Source organism: Methylotuvimicrobium sp. (genome assembly GCF_050611805.1).
Classification (GTDB): Bacteria; Pseudomonadota; Gammaproteobacteria; order Methylococcales; family Methylomonadaceae; genus Methylotuvimicrobium.
This window is the reverse complement of sequence record NZ_JBNGHF010000077.1, coordinates 1-16,287: the sequence shown is the minus strand read 5'-3', so window position 1 is coordinate 16,287 and position 16,287 is coordinate 1. Positions and strand designations below refer to the sequence as shown.

13 protein-coding genes and 1 pseudogene are annotated in these 16,287 nt (G+C 47.5%); 6 read left to right on the top strand and 8 right to left on the bottom strand.

The genetic code is table 11. From position 1 onward, the window contains the following. Positions 1-164: 164 nt before the first annotated feature. From ACRJJO_RS20650 to ACRJJO_RS20640, 3 genes are all read right to left on the bottom strand, one after another. Positions 165-1,667, bottom strand: a complete 1,503-nt coding sequence (locus ACRJJO_RS20650) for a hypothetical protein (protein WP_431067462.1) — start codon at positions 1,665-1,667, stop codon at positions 165-167. 155 nt (positions 1,668-1,822) lie between these two features. Further along, on the bottom strand, positions 1,823-3,268 hold the full coding sequence (locus ACRJJO_RS20645) for an HDOD domain-containing protein (protein WP_431067461.1): 1,446 nt from the start codon (positions 3,266-3,268) through the stop codon (positions 1,823-1,825). 347 nt (positions 3,269-3,615) lie between these two features. Beyond that, positions 3,616-4,224 (bottom strand): DedA family protein, encoded by a 609-nt coding sequence (locus tag ACRJJO_RS20640; protein WP_431067460.1) that lies wholly within the window; start codon positions 4,222-4,224, stop codon positions 3,616-3,618. Between the two features lie 106 nt (positions 4,225-4,330). On the opposite strand from ACRJJO_RS20640, the gene ACRJJO_RS20635 reads away from it, so the two are divergent. Together ACRJJO_RS20635 and ACRJJO_RS20630 are read left to right on the top strand one after the other, a co-directional pair. After that, positions 4,331-5,944, top strand: a complete 1,614-nt coding sequence (locus ACRJJO_RS20635) for a SagB/ThcOx family dehydrogenase (protein WP_431067459.1) — start codon at positions 4,331-4,333, stop codon at positions 5,942-5,944. Between the two features lie 59 nt (positions 5,945-6,003). Further along, positions 6,004-6,585 carry a DUF4405 domain-containing protein gene (locus ACRJJO_RS20630; RefSeq protein WP_431067458.1) on the top strand — a complete coding sequence of 194 codons (582 nt, stop codon included), beginning with the start codon at positions 6,004-6,006 and terminating at the stop codon, positions 6,583-6,585. A gap of 43 nt (positions 6,586-6,628) precedes the next feature. Here the strand turns inward: ACRJJO_RS20630 and ACRJJO_RS20625 are convergent, their stop codons facing one another. Beyond that, positions 6,629-7,228, bottom strand: a complete 600-nt coding sequence (locus ACRJJO_RS20625) for a Tll0287-like domain-containing protein (protein WP_431067457.1) — start codon at positions 7,226-7,228, stop codon at positions 6,629-6,631. 692 nt (positions 7,229-7,920) lie between these two features. On the opposite strand from ACRJJO_RS20625, the gene mgtE reads away from it, so the two are divergent. The 3 genes from mgtE to ACRJJO_RS20610 all read left to right on the top strand — a co-directional run bounded on the left by mgtE (position 7,921) and on the right by ACRJJO_RS20610 (position 10,761). Then, complete coding sequence (gene mgtE / locus ACRJJO_RS20620; protein ID WP_431067456.1) at positions 7,921-9,273, top strand: magnesium transporter; 1,353 nt, start codon at positions 7,921-7,923, stop codon at positions 9,271-9,273. Between the two features lie 288 nt (positions 9,274-9,561). After that, on the top strand, positions 9,562-10,041 hold the full coding sequence (locus tag ACRJJO_RS20615; protein WP_431067455.1) for an inorganic diphosphatase: 480 nt from the start codon (positions 9,562-9,564) through the stop codon (positions 10,039-10,041). A 408-nt stretch (positions 10,042-10,449) separates the two neighbouring features. Continuing rightward, positions 10,450-10,761, top strand: coding sequence for a hypothetical protein (locus tag ACRJJO_RS20610; protein WP_431067454.1), 312 nt, complete (start codon positions 10,450-10,452; stop codon positions 10,759-10,761). Between the two features lie 241 nt (positions 10,762-11,002). Here ACRJJO_RS20610 and ACRJJO_RS20605 read toward each other — a convergent pair. Then, positions 11,003-11,467, bottom strand: a pseudogene (locus ACRJJO_RS20605) (ATP-binding protein); the annotation flags it as partial. Between the two features lie 773 nt (positions 11,468-12,240). On the opposite strand from ACRJJO_RS20605, the gene ACRJJO_RS20600 reads away from it, so the two are divergent. Continuing rightward, complete coding sequence (locus ACRJJO_RS20600) at positions 12,241-13,341, top strand: Fic family protein (protein WP_431067453.1); 1,101 nt, start codon at positions 12,241-12,243, stop codon at positions 13,339-13,341. 178 nt (positions 13,342-13,519) lie between these two features. On the opposite strand, the gene ACRJJO_RS20595 is transcribed toward ACRJJO_RS20600, so the two are convergent. From ACRJJO_RS20595 to ACRJJO_RS20585, 3 genes are all read right to left on the bottom strand, one after another. After that, complete coding sequence (locus ACRJJO_RS20595) at positions 13,520-13,837, bottom strand: conjugal transfer nickase/helicase domain-containing protein (protein ID WP_431067463.1); 318 nt, start codon at positions 13,835-13,837, stop codon at positions 13,520-13,522. Next, positions 13,834-15,402 (bottom strand): MobH family relaxase, encoded by a 1,569-nt coding sequence (mobH, locus tag ACRJJO_RS20590; RefSeq protein WP_431067452.1) that lies wholly within the window; start codon positions 15,400-15,402, stop codon positions 13,834-13,836. Before mobH ends, ACRJJO_RS20595 begins: the two co-directional genes overlap by 4 nt. A 328-nt stretch (positions 15,403-15,730) precedes the next feature. Continuing rightward, positions 15,731-16,287 (bottom strand): TraM recognition domain-containing protein (locus tag ACRJJO_RS20585; RefSeq protein ID WP_431067451.1); only part of this gene is annotated, 557 nt, incomplete at its 5' end.

Sequence of the window (16,287 nt, the reverse complement as noted above, 5' to 3'; positions counted from 1 at the left end):
GAGCCACCGAACCCCCTCCCAGAAGTTGTCGAAGTTATTTCATGCTCGTTCCTAAGCTTTCTGGAGTTTCGGTAACTCATCTGACAGGACGCCGGAACCCCAACTCGTTCCTATCGAGCAACTTCCCCTTTTTATGATATGACCGTGCGCGTTTATAGAAACCTTTACGATCCCGAACGAAATCTAAAGCGGACCAAACCCAATAATCCTGTCAGAAAAAACCAAAACCCAGCCGGCAAAGGCACAGGAGTGAAAGAAGATACGCGCCAAGCTAGTGCAAAATCCCAGTTAAAATCCTCATCGTCCACTGCAACTACCCTCAACTCATAGTCCCGTCCACCGTCCAGAACGACCCACAAATTCTCTGTGTTATCAATAGCGCTGGTTGAGCTTGCAAAGAGATCCTCGTTGCCGTCGGTTACATCATATAAAAACAAGTCCAGATTATGGAGTGTGGCGGAGGGATTAAATCCGGGACGCCGGTTATCCTCGATATTGATATTCCAAACCAACGAAACCGTCAATTGGTCTCCGCCGACCTCGCTCGTCGCAAAACGATAGGAAGCGATATTGTTACTATCCTGTGCACCGCCAAAATTCGCATCGTAATCCCAGCCAAACCAATCGACCGTAGCAGCTCCGCCGTCTTGCATGTTACTTTGCTGGCCGGCATCCATGATTTGATAATTATTATAGACATTCAGTTGACCTGCTCCGAATCGCACATCGAGACCATTTTGAGCTTGGTTTATCGCATCTGCACGATAGTCTGTAATCTGCGCTATCGTATGAAAATTTTGGGTCGCTCGGTCGGCACCGGCCATCATGATCGCTTTAATAACTTCCGAACGCTCGCCGTTATAGATCGTGTCTCCATTGCTGATCACGGCAGCCGGTCCCTCCGCGATGATTTGCGCTTGTTCGATAAGCATCGCAGCAGCCCCGGAAACCACGGCAGTCGCACTGCTTGTCGTACCAAAAGGAACCACCAGATCGTGTCCCGACCTATCCGATGCATAAACCGAATCCAGCGCCATAGTGCCTTTTTCATGCTGGCCGTCGGTACGACCGACCGCAATCACATTAAAGGCATTACTGATCAGAGGTTTTTGAACCAATCCGTTATTTACACCGACAACTTGAATAAATTCATCTTCGTCAACCAGCCAATCGATGCGGTGCAAAATATCCAAAACATCATGCGCATTAGCCAACTCTCCGACCCAGCTATGATTAGCGATACGGCTACCGCTAACGGATGGAACAAGAGTTGAGCCTGCACTCAAAAATCCACTCTGCATCCAGTTGCTTGCCGAATAGATATCGACCTCAATGATACCCGGAGCCATAGAACTGGTATTTCCATAGAACAACTGCGCAACGCCTGTCGCATGCGAGGATATACCATTCGAGGAAGGAAACGATTGATCTATAATTGTTTTCCCTGTGAACTGAGTACTAACCGTATTCGGCATCCAGGAGCCGGTATTGAAATCGCCTGCACCTATGGCGGCCTCAACTTGTGTAACTTTAGTGCCGGTACCATCGGGTGTGTTTATTCCCAATTCCGATTGCAATTGGTTATAACCAATATCGTCTCGATAATCAGCATGAGCTGGGGCCGTTAATAAGAAAAAAGGAATAACCCAAAATGTCAGCTTTATCATGTTGCTACCGATCATTAAAAAGAGGAATGTTCATTGCTGCAATTTCCAGTTCGAGCAGTTTCGACGATCCTAGGGTGTGCTGTCGAGGAACGCTATAAAACTCATAGCACCAGGAAGTTATTTTTCACGAAATCCAAAGCGCCCATATCAAGACCTTACTTCGCTTGCATACGGTAGAGAGATAGACCAATATTAGCCTGTTGAACAAAATGTTTGAACGCCTTGAGATCATCCTCGGTCAATTCGAGATTGCTGTAGGCTCGATCGCAATAAATCAGGCCGATAGGTTTGTCGCTTGAACAAACAGCCATCAATAAACAAGATTGTATACCGATCGTCTTAACATCGCTTTCGCTATACAAAGATTTGTTTTCTTTCGGGTTTATCCAATAACCCTCGTGATTGGCAATCGCTTGAAAAAACAAATTAGGCGGAGACTTACTAAGCTCAAAGCGAATCTTTTGTAAATAACTATCCTTACGCCAACCCAAAGCCACTTTCTCCAACAATGCATTTTTATCTTTTGTTAAAAGAGCGAAAATGGTCCGATCCATGCCGATTCCACGTTGAATACCCTCCAATACGGTTTCAAGCAACAGATTGATATCGATTCTTCCGCTTAATATTGCGGTAATATCTTGCAAAATTTGAAATTGCAAGACTTTTCGATCCACATTTTGCGCCGATGCATTCGATTCGGAATTTTGCCGAACATTATGCTGAATTAAATTCGAAGCCTCCGTTGCGCCGAAATGGCAAGCAATGTTTGCCGCAATGTCGGTATTTTTACGGAGACCCGCCTCAATCGCTTCTTTCGATTGGCCAGTCATGGTCTCGATTTTTTCGACACAGGCGTAATAACTTTGGGTTCCGACTCCTTCTCGTAACGCTTCGACGACTTCGCAGCCGACGCGAACGAATTTAACCCGCGGATCAACGTCTCTGGTACTTTTTTTAATAGCCGCTTCGATCAAACCTTTTAAATTCCAAGTTTTGCACAATGAAATATCCAAATCAGCCAGTTTGAAACCCAGCACTTGCTTTTCGGCCGCTTCGTTGCTTAGGCCATTTTTCAGCAATGCCTGAATTCTAACGCCCTGTGCTCCGCAAAAACACCAAAAGGCGATGCTTCCGATATTTTTGAGCAACGCTGCGATAAAAACCTCTTCGGGCGAAGGATCTTTCGCTGCGATCGCCAAAGCCTTGGCCTGAACTGCCGCATGAATAGCTTTGGCGATTTCTTCATTGGCGCGTTGCCTGTTATTCGGCAACAAAATCGCTTCAAAAAGCGAGCAAGCCAGTGTCAGCTCTCGAATGACCTCGATACCGAGAATCACAATAGCCCGAGATACGGTCACCATCTGTTTTCGCGAAGGGTTGTAATAAATACTATTACTTAGCTTTAATAGCTTTGCGGTTAGATTAGGATCTTGAAGTATCACAGGAGCCAGTTCCATCGCGCCTTTCTTTTCGTCCTCTAAAATATAGTTGATACTCTGCACGGTATCGGAAAATACCGGCATTTCCCGATCGCGCAATACTGATGTCCAATCCTCAAGCGACCGAGGCTCACCTTTAATTTCAGCGCCCTGTATTTTCATGCTTAGCTATGTTGTAATTATTCTTTAACTATTAAAGCGCACAATCAGAATATGGCGCGGCTGCTCGACAGACAGTCATTTTCTCCAAGCACATCCCGCACTCTTTTTTAGCTTCAAATTGGGAATTGCTAACCGAACCGGCTACTAAACTCATAGATCAAGGAAATTTTTTATCACGAAATGCTTAGCTCAATCACCGCTGAAGCTTAGTGCTCACCCCCCTGTATTTAAAACAAATTAGAACTTTGGCTATTTTCCTTGAAACAGGGGATATTATTTAAATAACCTCCCCTACCCTCTCTTTTTGGAAGAAAGCATTGAATACTTGCCCGCTGACAACCTATTCATTAGCAAATATTTTTCCCTTTCCTACGCCGTTGTTTAACATGAAAAAACAAATAGCTCCCGATAATTGCCGCTAAAACGAATACTACGATATTCGCTTGCATGACATATGACACGACTACTTTCCCGTAATGATAGTACAGCGAGAAGAATACAACCGTCGAAATCGTGCAAGCTAATAAGTCCGCCAATGCAAACTTGATAAAACTCATCTTACCTAGCCCCGCGCACAAAAACAGCCCGTTTCTAACCCCAAAAGGAATAAAGCGCCCTAATATCAGCGTTGCAATACCGTGACTTTCGTAATAGGCATGAATCTTTTCGACCCTTTTTGGAGGCACCATTTTAGCAAAAAAACTAATATGTACGATTTTAGGCCCGACAATTCGCCCCAAACTATAGCAGATCAAATCCGAACCGTAAGCACCTAGATAGACTGCGGCAAATAAATAAGGCAATTGATCCGGATACTGCCTTGCCAATACCCCCGAAATAAACAGCATTGCATCCTCGGATACCGGAATATTGAGACCCGCCAACAACAGCGATCCGAAAATAATAAAATGAGCGTGTTCAATATGAGCTTGAATGAGAGCTATCAGCGTTTCCATGGATTAATCAAGTATAAATATGTTTAAAATTTCTTTGCCTCATCATGGCAGAGCCATGCAGAGTGTTTTAAAATCGGTTTGTCGATCACTCACTTCTGAAACAAGCATGACACCACCCAAACTCAACAGCATACTGGAATATCACCAACGAACCAAACACCATTTGGACCGTTATGCCAAAGGCCCAAACGGACTCGACTGGGCCGATCAACCGGACCCGTTCAGACGTTTCGAAGGCAGCGAACGATTTCAACTGCCTTTACCCAAAAACACCCCCTCACCAACCTATAACGAGCTTCTAAATCCCGATCTAATCTCATCACAGCCATTCAACCGGAATAATTTGGGTCTTATGATGGCATTGAGCTTCGGACTTTCCGCATGGAAACAATACGGCGAGGATCGGTGGGCTCTGCGCTGCAACCCGTCCAGCGGTAATCTCCATCCGACCGAAGCCTATCTAATCAATACAGTGGACACAGACCTTCCGCCCGGTGTTTATCATTATTTGAGTCACGACCATGTCTTGGAAATGCGCGGTAATTGGCGTCAGACGCCGGCATTTAGCGGGATATTGATCGGTTTGAGCTCTATCCATTGGCGGGAAGCCTGGAAATACGGCGAACGCGCATTTCGCTATTGCCAACATGACATCGGCCATGCACTAGGCGCGTTGCGCTATGCAGCCGCCACTCTGGGTTGGTCGGTCGAACTACTGGCCGAATGCGGCGACGAAGCGATTGCGCGACTATTAGGTCTGGACCGCCACTACGAGTTCATTGCAGAGGAAAACGAAGCCCCCGACTTATTATGCCGAATTCACGCCGGCTCTCAGATATCTCCGGACGAATCGGTTAATCGCTACCTAGCTGAACTTAGCATCGACAATTGGTTTGGCAAGGCCAATCGCTTGAGCCGTTACCACCATTTTCATTGGCCGTTAATCGATTCAGCAGCGCAAACTGCTACCAAACCCGTCACAGAAGAAAACCACCAGCATCCGGCGATGGCCGTATCGCCCCAATTAACAAACGCTTCCACAAGCGCGTTCGAAATCATTCGGCAGCGGCGTAGCGCTCAACATTTCGACGGTCAAACTCCGATCGAGCTAAATCATTTTTATCGCATTCTGCAAGCCACGACGCCTGAAAACTTAATCCCCTTCGACCTTTGGCGTTGGCCTGCGAAAATTCATTTATTTTTATTCGTGCATCGCGTCGAAGGGTTGCAACCGGGTCTCTACGCCCTCCCGCGGAACCAGGCCAGTCTTCAGATGCTGAAGGAAAGCACTCGATCCGAATTCATTTGGCAAAAGGTCGAAGGTACGCCTGAAACGTTAGAACTGTATAACTTACTTAACGCCGATTGCCGACGCGCAGCCAAAACGATATCTTGCCATCAAGATATCGCCGCCGATAGCGCCTTCAGTTTAGCGATGGTCGCAGAGTTCGGCGATGAATTGGCAAAAGAACCGTGGCAATATCGCCGTCGATTTTGGGAAAGCGGCTTAGTCGGCCAAGCATTATATCTTGAAGCCGAAGCCACAGGAATGCGTGGAACCGGTATCGGCTGTTTTTTTGATGACGCGGTACACGAGGTTCTGGGAATAAACGACACCGGCCTACAAAGCATTTATCATTTTACGATCGGCAAGCCATTAGAAGACAGCAGGCTTCAAACGCTGGCGCCGTATTTTCATCTACACAATGAATCAAGTTAAGCTTTTTGAAGAGCAAAGCTCAAGCAGTAACCTTTCAAGCATTTGCGGATAAACCGACAATGAAACGTAGCCATTTAAATTTCATCATCGATATAGCAGCCTTCGCGGGTTTTGTTTTTCTCACCACGACCGGGGTGCTGATACGCTATCTGTTACCGCCCGGTAGCGGGCGTTTCGCGACAATTTGGGGGATTGACCGTCATCAATGGGGAACCGTTCATTTCTGGGTATCGGTACTTTTTTTCGCGATATTGGCGTTACACTTATTGCTGCATTGGCGTTGGGTTGTCGGCTTCATTTCGGGACGTGTTACGGAAGGGTCGGGACTGCGCTTAGGACTGGGCCTAGTCGGCGTACTGACTTTGATCGCTTTCGCCGCTGCGCCGCTAGTCGCACCGATTGAAATATCGGGAGCATCCGGCAAACAAATACGTGCATGGAATAACGGACCTCTAACAATACGAGGCAGCATGACGTTAACAGAGACAGCGGAGACAGCTGGCGTACCGATCGAATATATACTTGAAAGCCTTAATTTACCCGAAACAACGAACAAAACGTCAAAACTAGGTCCATTAAGCAGACAATACAACTTCACGATCAGCGATGTTAGAAAAGCCGTAATCGACTATAGAGAATAAAAAAGGCTTTATATCGGAATAGTCGCCCCCAAAAACATTTTTTCTATTCATGAGCAAATATCTGTCGTTTAATCGAAATCGCACCGCGTATTTCGCCGACACTATAATTTATTGCGTCGTCATTCGGATATTCATGCGCTAATATCGTTTTAACCCCATCAGGTATATCTTCCGCTTTACCATGACATTGCAAACACATCGGCTGAGTCGGTATGGCTTTCAGGTAACGAAACCAAAGCCCATCCACTTCATCTACGATTGCGGACATTTCGAGCTCGTCGGTAGGTTCTCCAGACAAGTGATGCCTATCAAAACCTTCCAACTCCCGCCGCTCCCAGGTATCAGGAACTCCCATCGATTTATTGCGCGATTTAAGCGATACCCGTTTCACAATCCACCCGTCTTTCGAATAATCGGCTGCCATTGCCGGCGCAATTTGTTTACAAACAATGATCGCGTTTTCCGTGTCGGCTGTTTCCAGTAAAGATTTCAGCTTTCTACCCAGCGACTGCATGAATTCATGGGCTGTTGCACGACTTTGTTCCAAATAATGAATTTGCTCTTTTGGGCTGTCGGCAAAGACACATGTCGAAGAAGCCGAAGCGATTAAAATCAAAAGACTTTTAGTCATGAATTTTGGCATTTTATGCTCCTGATATGGAAAAGTTGAATAAGGCTGACATGACTTTAAGCCCCTCACTTCGCCCTTTGACAAGAGGGGGCCATTACGAAAAGAATAAAAATATCGTAATAACCTGAACTATCAAGACAACAAAAATTCGAGATAAGCCATCTAATCCGTATCATCTTCATATCCCAATAATAAGCCTAAAACAACGCAGAGAATAAATAATATTTATAAATCATATATTTAAAATTATGAAACTTATTTAATAAGCTATGTGAGCTGAATTGATCAGCGCTATCCAACGAGCCGGTTATGGAAAGTTCCAGTCGAAATATTATAATAGATTTACACAATCCCTTTATAATGTCTAACGCGCATTCCTTTCCCGCTACTTTACTCCCTTTATACTCAAAAAATGGCTAACTTTGTGAAGTTATGGGGTGTGGCTGCCGACATCCCTGGCGTTCGAGCGCTGCCGTCAAGCCTCCATGGATGGGTTTACCGCCCAGCACCTAAATTATCCCAGCTAGTTAATCATAGCCAATGGGCTATGGAATTTAGGTGCCGGGTGAACGGCGGTCCTCGATAGACATATCCCATACCTTTTATTCCTAGACGGTCTTGCGATCAAAAGGGAGTAGCGACAACCTAATTCAGTTTGTTTCCGCTGCGGGCAAACGCGTTCGCAAATAAAAAGAGACATAAATATGCCGACCGCCATCCTGAACGACTACTTGCGCCGTGCGATTGAGCGTAAAGATTACCAAGCCGTTCGTCAATTTCTAGAAGAGTTTCAAGCTGTCGACCTGGCCGAACTGCTGCAAACCGTTCCGGTCGATGCTGCACGTGAACTTTTGATGTACTTACCGGTTGTGCAACGTGCGTCGGTTTTCGGGCATTTACCGGTCGACTGGCAATCACAATTAACCACCGCAATGACCGATAAGGAAGTATCGCAGTTGCTACGTCATCTCGACGCCGACGAAGGTGCCGATTTGCTCCATGTTTTGCCTGAACACCGTCACGATCGCGTGCTGCGTAAGATCGCTCATGCCGAACGCGAAGCACTCAGACGCCTAGCGAGTTACGAAGAAGGTACAGCCGGCGCGATCATGACCAGCGATTATATGACCGTACCTGCCAAAATCACAGTCGGCGAAGCACTCGACGTTATTCGCAAAAGCGCTCCTAGCGCCGAATTGATATACCAAATATATACCGTCGACGCTCAATATCGTTTAATCGGCACGTTATCGTTACGCGAACTGATCATGAACAAACCGGAAGCGCAAATTAAGGATGTCATAACTACCGACATGGTCAAAACAAAGCTATCCGCCAAGCAAGAAGATGCCGCTAAATTAATCAGTCGTTACGATTTACTAAGCTTGCCGGTCGTCGACGATGACGAGCGTTTGGTCGGCATCATTACCTATGACGATGCAATGGACGTTGCCGAGGCAGAGGCAACCGAAGACATGCACAGAGGCGCAACGATCGGCCCTTTGGCCGGCAACTTTCGCGATGCGAGGTTATTTACGCTTTACCGCAAGCGCATTCTCTGGTTACTGCTCTTGGTCTTCGGTAATTTAATTTCCGGTGCTGGAATCGCTTATTACGAAGATACGATTGCCGCTTATGTCGTACTGGTGTTCTTTTTACCGCTACTCATCGGCAGCGGCGGCAACGCCGGATCGCAAGCCGCGACATTGGTCGTGCGCGGCATTGCCACCGGCGATGTCGCAATCAGCGACTGGGGAAAATTGCTACTGAAAGAAATCGCCGTCGCAAGCGGATTGGGCCTAACCATGGCCGCTACCGTTTCATTGATCGGCGTTTATCGGGGCGGCTTCGACATTGCCTGGGTGGTCGCACTGAGCATGATCTGTATCGTAATGATCGGAAGCCTGGTGGGGCTCTGTCTGCCTTTTATCTTGAACCGATTGGGCTGGGATCCTGCCACCGCTAGCGCGCCCTTAGTCACGACGATCGCCGACGCCTCCGGCGTGCTGATTTATTTTTGGATAGCAAATTGGATACTGCATTTGCCGGCGGCTTAATCCATACTTATCAAGCTAAAATAGGCCAATCCACTTCTGCCCTTTTCCAAGCTGCTATTAAAGCATGTAGCCCGTATGCAGCACAGCGGAATACGGGAATGGCGCTGCTCCGAGCTTCCCGGATTGCGCTACGCTCCATCCGGGCTACGCTGTTAGGACTCGGCGGAAAAGGTCGGCAGTGACGGGGCGAGATAAAGGATTTCTGGTATAAAGCACGGACGTATTTAACCAGCCCCTAACGGGCACCCCGGTGCCAAATTTCGATCTACGACGGATTATATATTTCAGATGCAATCTTTAAACACTCTAGAACAAGCTCTTTTGGTTAATGTCATTATTGAGACACCTCGCGGCAGCTTTTTAAAGCGGGGTTCCACTGGAAAGCTGGACTTTATCTCTCCGTTGCCCTGTCCATTCAACTACGGCTCAATTCCGGCTTATATCGGTACGGACGGCGATTTTTTGGATGCGGTCGTGCTGGGGCCGCGTCTTCCTTTAGGAGCATCGATTTCAGTTTATGCATGGGGAACCGTTGGAATGATCGATGGAGGCATTTATGAAGATAAACTGATATGCGCTCAGAAACCCATCTCTGCGAGACAACAGCGGCTTATTCTTCTGTTTTTCATGGTTTATGCCAAGGCCAAATATCTCCTGAATTTAATTAAGGGGCGCAAGGGGCACAACAGCTGTGAGGGCTGGCACGATGCTGCAAGCGCACTAGCCAGAGCAATACCCTGTATTCATCAGGGCAAGAATGCAGTTTAAACATTGGACTGGCTGGTTGTGCTATACCCGTAGATCAAAATTCGGCACCGGGGTGACCGTCAAAGGACGCCGTGAACCCAGCACCTAAATTATCTAAGATAATTAATCCTAGCCAATGGGCTGTGGAATTTAGGTGCTGGGTGAATACGTCCATGTAGGTCCCTCACCTAGCGTTAGGTGAGGGACCGATCACCCTTGAATTTCTTTAAGCACTGCCGAAATTTGAAGTGCGAAAGGTATAACTCTTGAAGGAACTCTGGCTTTCATCGCTAGTCGTAAGTTACGGAGATAGTAAAACGTCGGTGAGTTTGTTGTGTCATCACGCAGATTCACCGACATTTTTTATGCTCCAGGTTTTCGCTATTATTCCTTTCAATCACCTTTTCGGCATTCCCTCGGCTCCGACTCATGTTTAGAATTTACAAACGAACCATTCGTATTGGCACGACAAACGACCCCCAACGGCGACTTGAATATCACGTCGAAGAAAATTCCAATTCTAGCCTTGCCAAAATCCTGGCTATTCCGGCCATGATCGCAGCTGTCGTCGGCGCTCTGGTCTTGTCCGTGTTTTTTGCCGTATTGTTGATCCCGTTGAGTATTATGGGCTTCAAAGCGTGGCGACTGATCAAAAACGCTCAGCAAAAATCGGTTCGGCAATCCGAGCCCGATAGCATTACCGCTGAATACACCGTTGTTTCTGATGACGATAAGTCGTAAGTTAAATGAACACTAATCGTAAATATTCAGCCCCCGGTAATTATCGTTCTCACGATTTGCGTCACTGCCATTAATTTAAGCTATGTATGCGGTAATAGTTGAAAACTACCCACCACTACCGGAAGCGCTTATAAATCCAAAGTGAATTGTAGGTACGCTGCGCTTACCTAATGCCGGTGTCAATCAGCGTTCAAAAATTTCCACCTGTCAGCGTCGAAAATTTTCCACAGGGTTTAGTGGGTTAATGGGTTTTAATACCGGTTTTTCGATGCTTGAATCGATAAGATTCATTGCCGGTTTCCAGGATGTCGCAATGATTCGTAATGCGGTCTAAGAGCGCTGTTGTCATTTTGGCATCACCAAACACCTGAACCCATTCACTGAACTTGAGATTGGTTGTGATGATCAAGGATGTGCATTTATAGAGCTGGCTGATCAGATGAAACAGGAGTGCGCCACCGAATTCCGGAAACGGTAGGTATCCGAGTTCTTCGAGAATGACGGCATCGACTTGAATCAGCTTGCGAGCTAAGGTTCCGGTTCGCTCTAACTGTTTTTCGTGCTGCAAACAGTTGACTAGATCCACCGCATTAAAGAAACGGACACGATTGCCTCGGTGGATCGCGGCTATTCCCAAGGCCGTGGCGAGATGCGTTTTTCCGGTTCCGGTGCCGCCGACCAGTATTAGATTATGGGCTAATTCCATTAGTCGCCCAATTTAGGTGACGGCTGAATTTCTCGCTGATAAACCGGCTCGCTTGTTGTGGTGAGATGTTTTCTAACGGTAGGACAGGAAATCTTCAATGACCTTGCGATCGAACTGATGGATTCCCCACTGACAAAAGACGCCTTTGGATTTCGGCAATGATATCCATGTATAACACTCCAGGATTCTCCGGCTAAAAACCGGTTATTGAAACAACTGGGGCGGCAACTTTTCAACGCTGTTTTCCCCAGAACCCTGGTAAGTTTTGCACGCTGATTAACACCAGAACACCTAGCAGCTAACATTTCTGACACACCGGGACACATTTTGGCCACATAAAAACGCAAGGCATAAAAAAACCAGTCGCCCGGAAGAAGCTAACTGGTTATTTTATAAAGTGTTTGGTGGTGGGTCGTGTGCGATTCGAACGCACGACCATCGCATTAAAAGGTTTATCCTTCCTTTTTAACATCAATTAATTCAATGCCTTACATCCTGCTAATCCTTTAAAATGAGCCTAAGAAAGCCTGAAAAATCGTTACAGATAGCTCATTGCCGGACATTTTTGGGCACATAAAATTTTAGGCCCGGATCCTAGTGCCCCATAATTTCTGCAAGATTTCCATCTCTGAATTTTAGAGACGTTCCAATCAGAAAAATTAATCTCGTAAAATGATGAAACGGGACGCAATTATTGAGGATGATGAATAAAATATCTTTTTATACATCATAAAATAAACTAATATGAGCTATATAAGTTACGGTTATAGCTCATGGTATGGAATTGGCAACAACCCGATTGGCCTCATTTTAGATACGAAGAATTACCCCTCGTTGGCTATGACAACAGGCTACTGCTTGGTGCAGGCCTTTTGTTTGGGGCTTTTAAGCATCTTGACGATGAAGAAAAAAGCCAGTTAACCATCGAGCTTATTAGTAATGAAGCTTTTAAGACCTCAGAGATTGAGGGCGAATATCTGGATCGCGATAGCCTGCAGTCATCCATCCGCCGCCAATTCGGATTAGTCTCCGATAACCGTAAGATTCCACCTGCCGAACACGGAATAGCGCAGGTCATGGTTGACTTATACCAAGGGTTTCAATCGCCCCTATCTCACGCCACCTTATTTAATTGGCACACCATGCTGACCAACGGTAGACGTGACCTCAATGACATCGGGCGATACCGAACCCATCAAGAGCCTATGCAAATAGTATCCGGGCCCATCTATTCCCCCAAAATCCATTATGAAGCGCCGCCATCCGCACAAGTCATGACGGAAATGGATAGGTATATTGACTGGTTTAATACGACAGCCCCAGACGGACATTCACCATTACCCGCCTTAGTGCGAGCGGGTATCGCCCACCTATATTTTGAAAGCATCCATCCTTTTGAAGATGGCAATGGCCGGATCGGCCGGGCAATTGCCGAGAAAGCCTTGGCGCAGTGTGTGGGACAACCTACGCTGATTGCTATCGCCCACACCATTGAACGGAACAAGAAGGCGTATTACACCGCACTTGAATTAGCCAACAAAGACAATGAAATTACAGCCTGGTTAATCTATTTTGCGGATACCGTATTAAGCGCCCAACGCTATACCCAAGTAAGACTTGAATTTCTGATCAATAAAGCCAAATTTTATGACAGATTACGAGGGCAACTCAATGTCCGCCAGGAGAAGGTATTGTCCAGACTATTCCGCGAAGGCCCGGAGGGGTTCAAAGGCGGTTTGAGTGCAGAAAAATATTTGGGCATAACCGGCACAACCCGTCCGACAGCGACTCGGGACTTACAAGATTTGGTGATGAAAGGGGCGTTAACAAGGACAGGGGAACGTAAGCATACCCGGTATTATCTTAATCTTTAAAGCAAATACAGCCATGGCGCCATAGCTGTCCAAAAGAACAATGCGGACAAACTCGGGAGGGGCGATAGATAAGCGGATGATTCGTTAATGAATCGAGATGTTGTTTAAGAGAGATAATTGATGCGACAATTCGGTACATAGACTGGCATCTTTCTGCACACACCTACCAATGCAGATGTCACTCACCACAAATTCGGTTCAAATGCGGATTAGCCGTTGGCGGCTCTTTTCCCCCGAATACCAGCGACAATTCATGAAAAAGTATCACATTGATCGTGGCCGATTTGTTGCCGCCTTCGACTTGGTATTTGATCACGTTCAAGCCTTGGCTGTCCCGTGCATGCCAATTTTTCTTCAATACTTTTTTCTGGATGGACGCCCAGTCTGTGCGGCGGTTAGTTTGTGCCGACGCATAATCTTGGAAAATACCGGGCGTCATCAGCGCGACGCCTTCATCGACTATGTGCACGCGAGCTTTGGGCCGATTGGTTTTTATTTCGCCGCTTTGTATGCCGTTGCGTAGCCAGGCAAAAAACGCATCGGTCGAATAGTCCCTTTCGTCATTGACCGGTATAGCCGATTCCGATTGTGCATTGGGATGGCTTTTCTGTTCTGTTCTGTTGTGATGGTATCCGGATCGGGATTTGCCGGTTGACTTTCATCGAGAGCCCTATCGTCCGAGGGTAAGAAATTCTGCAAGTCAAAATCTTGCCTAAGTCGTTGTCGATTTGAAGCCGATGACTCGTCTTCCGGTTCCATGGTCAAACTCGGCTCGTTTTCCTGATTGTGCTGCGATTCTTCAGGAGCAGTTTGATCCGAACCGCTTTTCATTGGCGTTATTACAGGACTTGGCCGACTTTTTTCGTTGCCCGCCGAAGCGCCTAACTTCGTTGATACCTCCATTTCGGCCGGGATGATGCGTCCCTCGAATGCCTTCGGTCGACTGTCGGAGTTTGGCCAGATTTTCGCGATTGCAATGCGGATCATCGTCAATTCGTTGCTCCACCCTTCCCCCTCGACAATGCAGGGCCAGATGGCTTTGTCGCCATACGGGATTAAAACGCCATGCTCTTGAAGAATGTCGAACAGTCGGCCGTTTTTCGTGGGTACGCCGGTATGGCCTTCTTGGATTAATTGATCTCTGATCGCATCCACTGTACGCTTGCTCACCAACCAACAGTCATCTCCGCTGATCCAGCCGGCGGCTCCGTTTCTGTTTAACGGCAATTCTCCTTCGTTCAATAAATAGCGTAAAGCCGTCAGCATTTTTTCATGCAACGGTTTAGTCTTGACCACCGGCATCCGGCTGGAGTCTGCACCTAAATTGGCGGACACCGATTTGCCATCGGCGATCCCGATAATTTCCCCGATGGATGACGCATTGTCGATGTCGCCCGATAAGCACGCTAACCATTGAGAAAATATGTATCGATCACCTGAGATCCAATTTAATGGGTAGGCAGGAATAATCCGATGGATTAATAACAATGACGCTTTTTCGTGTAACCGGTATTGCCGGCCCTGCTGGAATTCAGTGCGGTACCATGCGCCCTGCTCTTCCAAAAACGACTCCCAAGGCGACCACGACTTTGATTGATGGTTAAGATCGTAAACGGTCACGGTTTGGTCGACGGCGACCTTGGCCACGTCATGACAGAGCGCGGCCAGGAAAACGGCGTAGGTCCATAAGTCTTGTTTGGCCGCGATTTCTTCGGCACCGCCGGTTTCCGATAAAAGATACGAACGTCGAATCTTCAACGCATTGACACAGACTTCCAGGGTATGCGTCAGCATACCTCCAGGGCCGGCATGATGATGCACTTCCGAGGCCGGCAACAGTTGTACGAATCGCGCGAAATTGCGCAGCGCATGGAGATAATAGCGGTTGAAATTGCGTTCCGACAATCCGGCCAATTCATTGATTTGTAAAATCAGTCTCTTGTGGCGAGCCAACAGATCGTCTACTTTCCGAACGGTCAGAATACCGGGAATCTTGGGCGGAGCCGGCGTGGCTGCTTCGGATTTTTTCCGGTCTTTTTTTAGCCAGTTAAAATGCAACATGGGCTTATTCATCTCATAGAACTTTCTTGCCGTAGTCTTGCAGTAACCCACCCGGAGCGACATAGCGATGCGGCGCCGATGGCCTGCGACTCCGTATCAAACCCATTTTTGGGCACGGTTCCGAATGAACTTGCCCCGCCCCACTCCCGCATACCAACGACCAATCGCCGAATAACGCTGGGGCAACAAACCTCTGATTAAAAGCGATGCAGGTTTTGGAGTCGTCGTGTCGCTCAAGATAAATGTATTCTCTATTTTATAAGACTTTGTGGTGGATACAATTTCCGGTTCGACTGCGAGGTGCGTTATGTGTAGATGCCTGAAAATATCAACCGCAAGACCTGCAATAGTCATATCTAAAGCGCAGATTCTTCGGCATCATGTCGTCGTCGCTTTTGGAGGGCAGCGGCATGCGGATTTTCCACAGATTGCCGCCTTCGAGCAGCGCGAATGCCTGACCTTTCGGCAACGCCATTACGTTGGCCGGCGTGATCAACGGGACTTCGGTCACCGCTATCCGGTCTTGGTTGGTCGAGGTGAAATCGACCTTGGAAGTCGGGTCGGCGGTGTCGTTGACGCCGGAGACTTCGGTTACGGTGGTCACGTTACAGCTATCGACTTGGCTGGTCAGCATTTCCGCCGTGGCCAATTCCTTGACCCTCAGCATGATCAGCGTATTGAAGTTGCCGGCCACCTGCCCGGCTTTGGCCTTGCTGCCGATTCGCGCTTCGACATCGGACCAGGTTTGCGTGTAGGCCGTCACTTGAAAACCCGACCCGCCGGCTTTGTTCAGCAGCGGAATGAACTCGTCGCCGATCAGTTCGTTGAACTCGTCGGCATGTCCGGCGCTTGTTCCGTTTCCGGCATGCCGCGATCGGTGCCGTG

Bases quoted from the DNA above. Each gene is read 5' to 3' on its own strand.
- ACRJJO_RS20650 (WP_431067462.1), bottom strand. From the start codon at position 1,667: ATGATAAAGCTGACATTTTGGGTTATTCCTTTTTTCTTATTAACGGCC.
- ACRJJO_RS20645 (WP_431067461.1), bottom strand. From the start codon at position 3,268: ATGAAAATACAGGGCGCTGAAATTAAAGGTGAGCCTCGGTCGCTTGAG.
- ACRJJO_RS20640 (WP_431067460.1), bottom strand. From the start codon at position 4,224: ATGGAAACGCTGATAGCTCTCATTCAAGCTCATATTGAACACGCTCAT.
- ACRJJO_RS20635 (WP_431067459.1), top strand. From the start codon at position 4,331: ATGACACCACCCAAACTCAACAGCATACTGGAATATCACCAACGAACC.
- ACRJJO_RS20630 (WP_431067458.1), top strand. From the start codon at position 6,004: ATGAAACGTAGCCATTTAAATTTCATCATCGATATAGCAGCCTTCGCG.
- ACRJJO_RS20625 (WP_431067457.1), bottom strand. From the start codon at position 7,228: ATGCCAAAATTCATGACTAAAAGTCTTTTGATTTTAATCGCTTCGGCT.
- mgtE (WP_431067456.1), top strand. From the start codon at position 7,921: ATGCCGACCGCCATCCTGAACGACTACTTGCGCCGTGCGATTGAGCGT.
- ACRJJO_RS20615 (WP_431067455.1), top strand. From the start codon at position 9,562: ATGCAATCTTTAAACACTCTAGAACAAGCTCTTTTGGTTAATGTCATT.
- ACRJJO_RS20610 (WP_431067454.1), top strand. From the start codon at position 10,450: ATGTTTAGAATTTACAAACGAACCATTCGTATTGGCACGACAAACGAC.
- ACRJJO_RS20600 (WP_431067453.1), top strand. From the start codon at position 12,241: ATGGTATGGAATTGGCAACAACCCGATTGGCCTCATTTTAGATACGAA.
- mobH (WP_431067452.1), bottom strand. From the start codon at position 15,402: ATGTTGCATTTTAACTGGCTAAAAAAAGACCGGAAAAAATCCGAAGCA.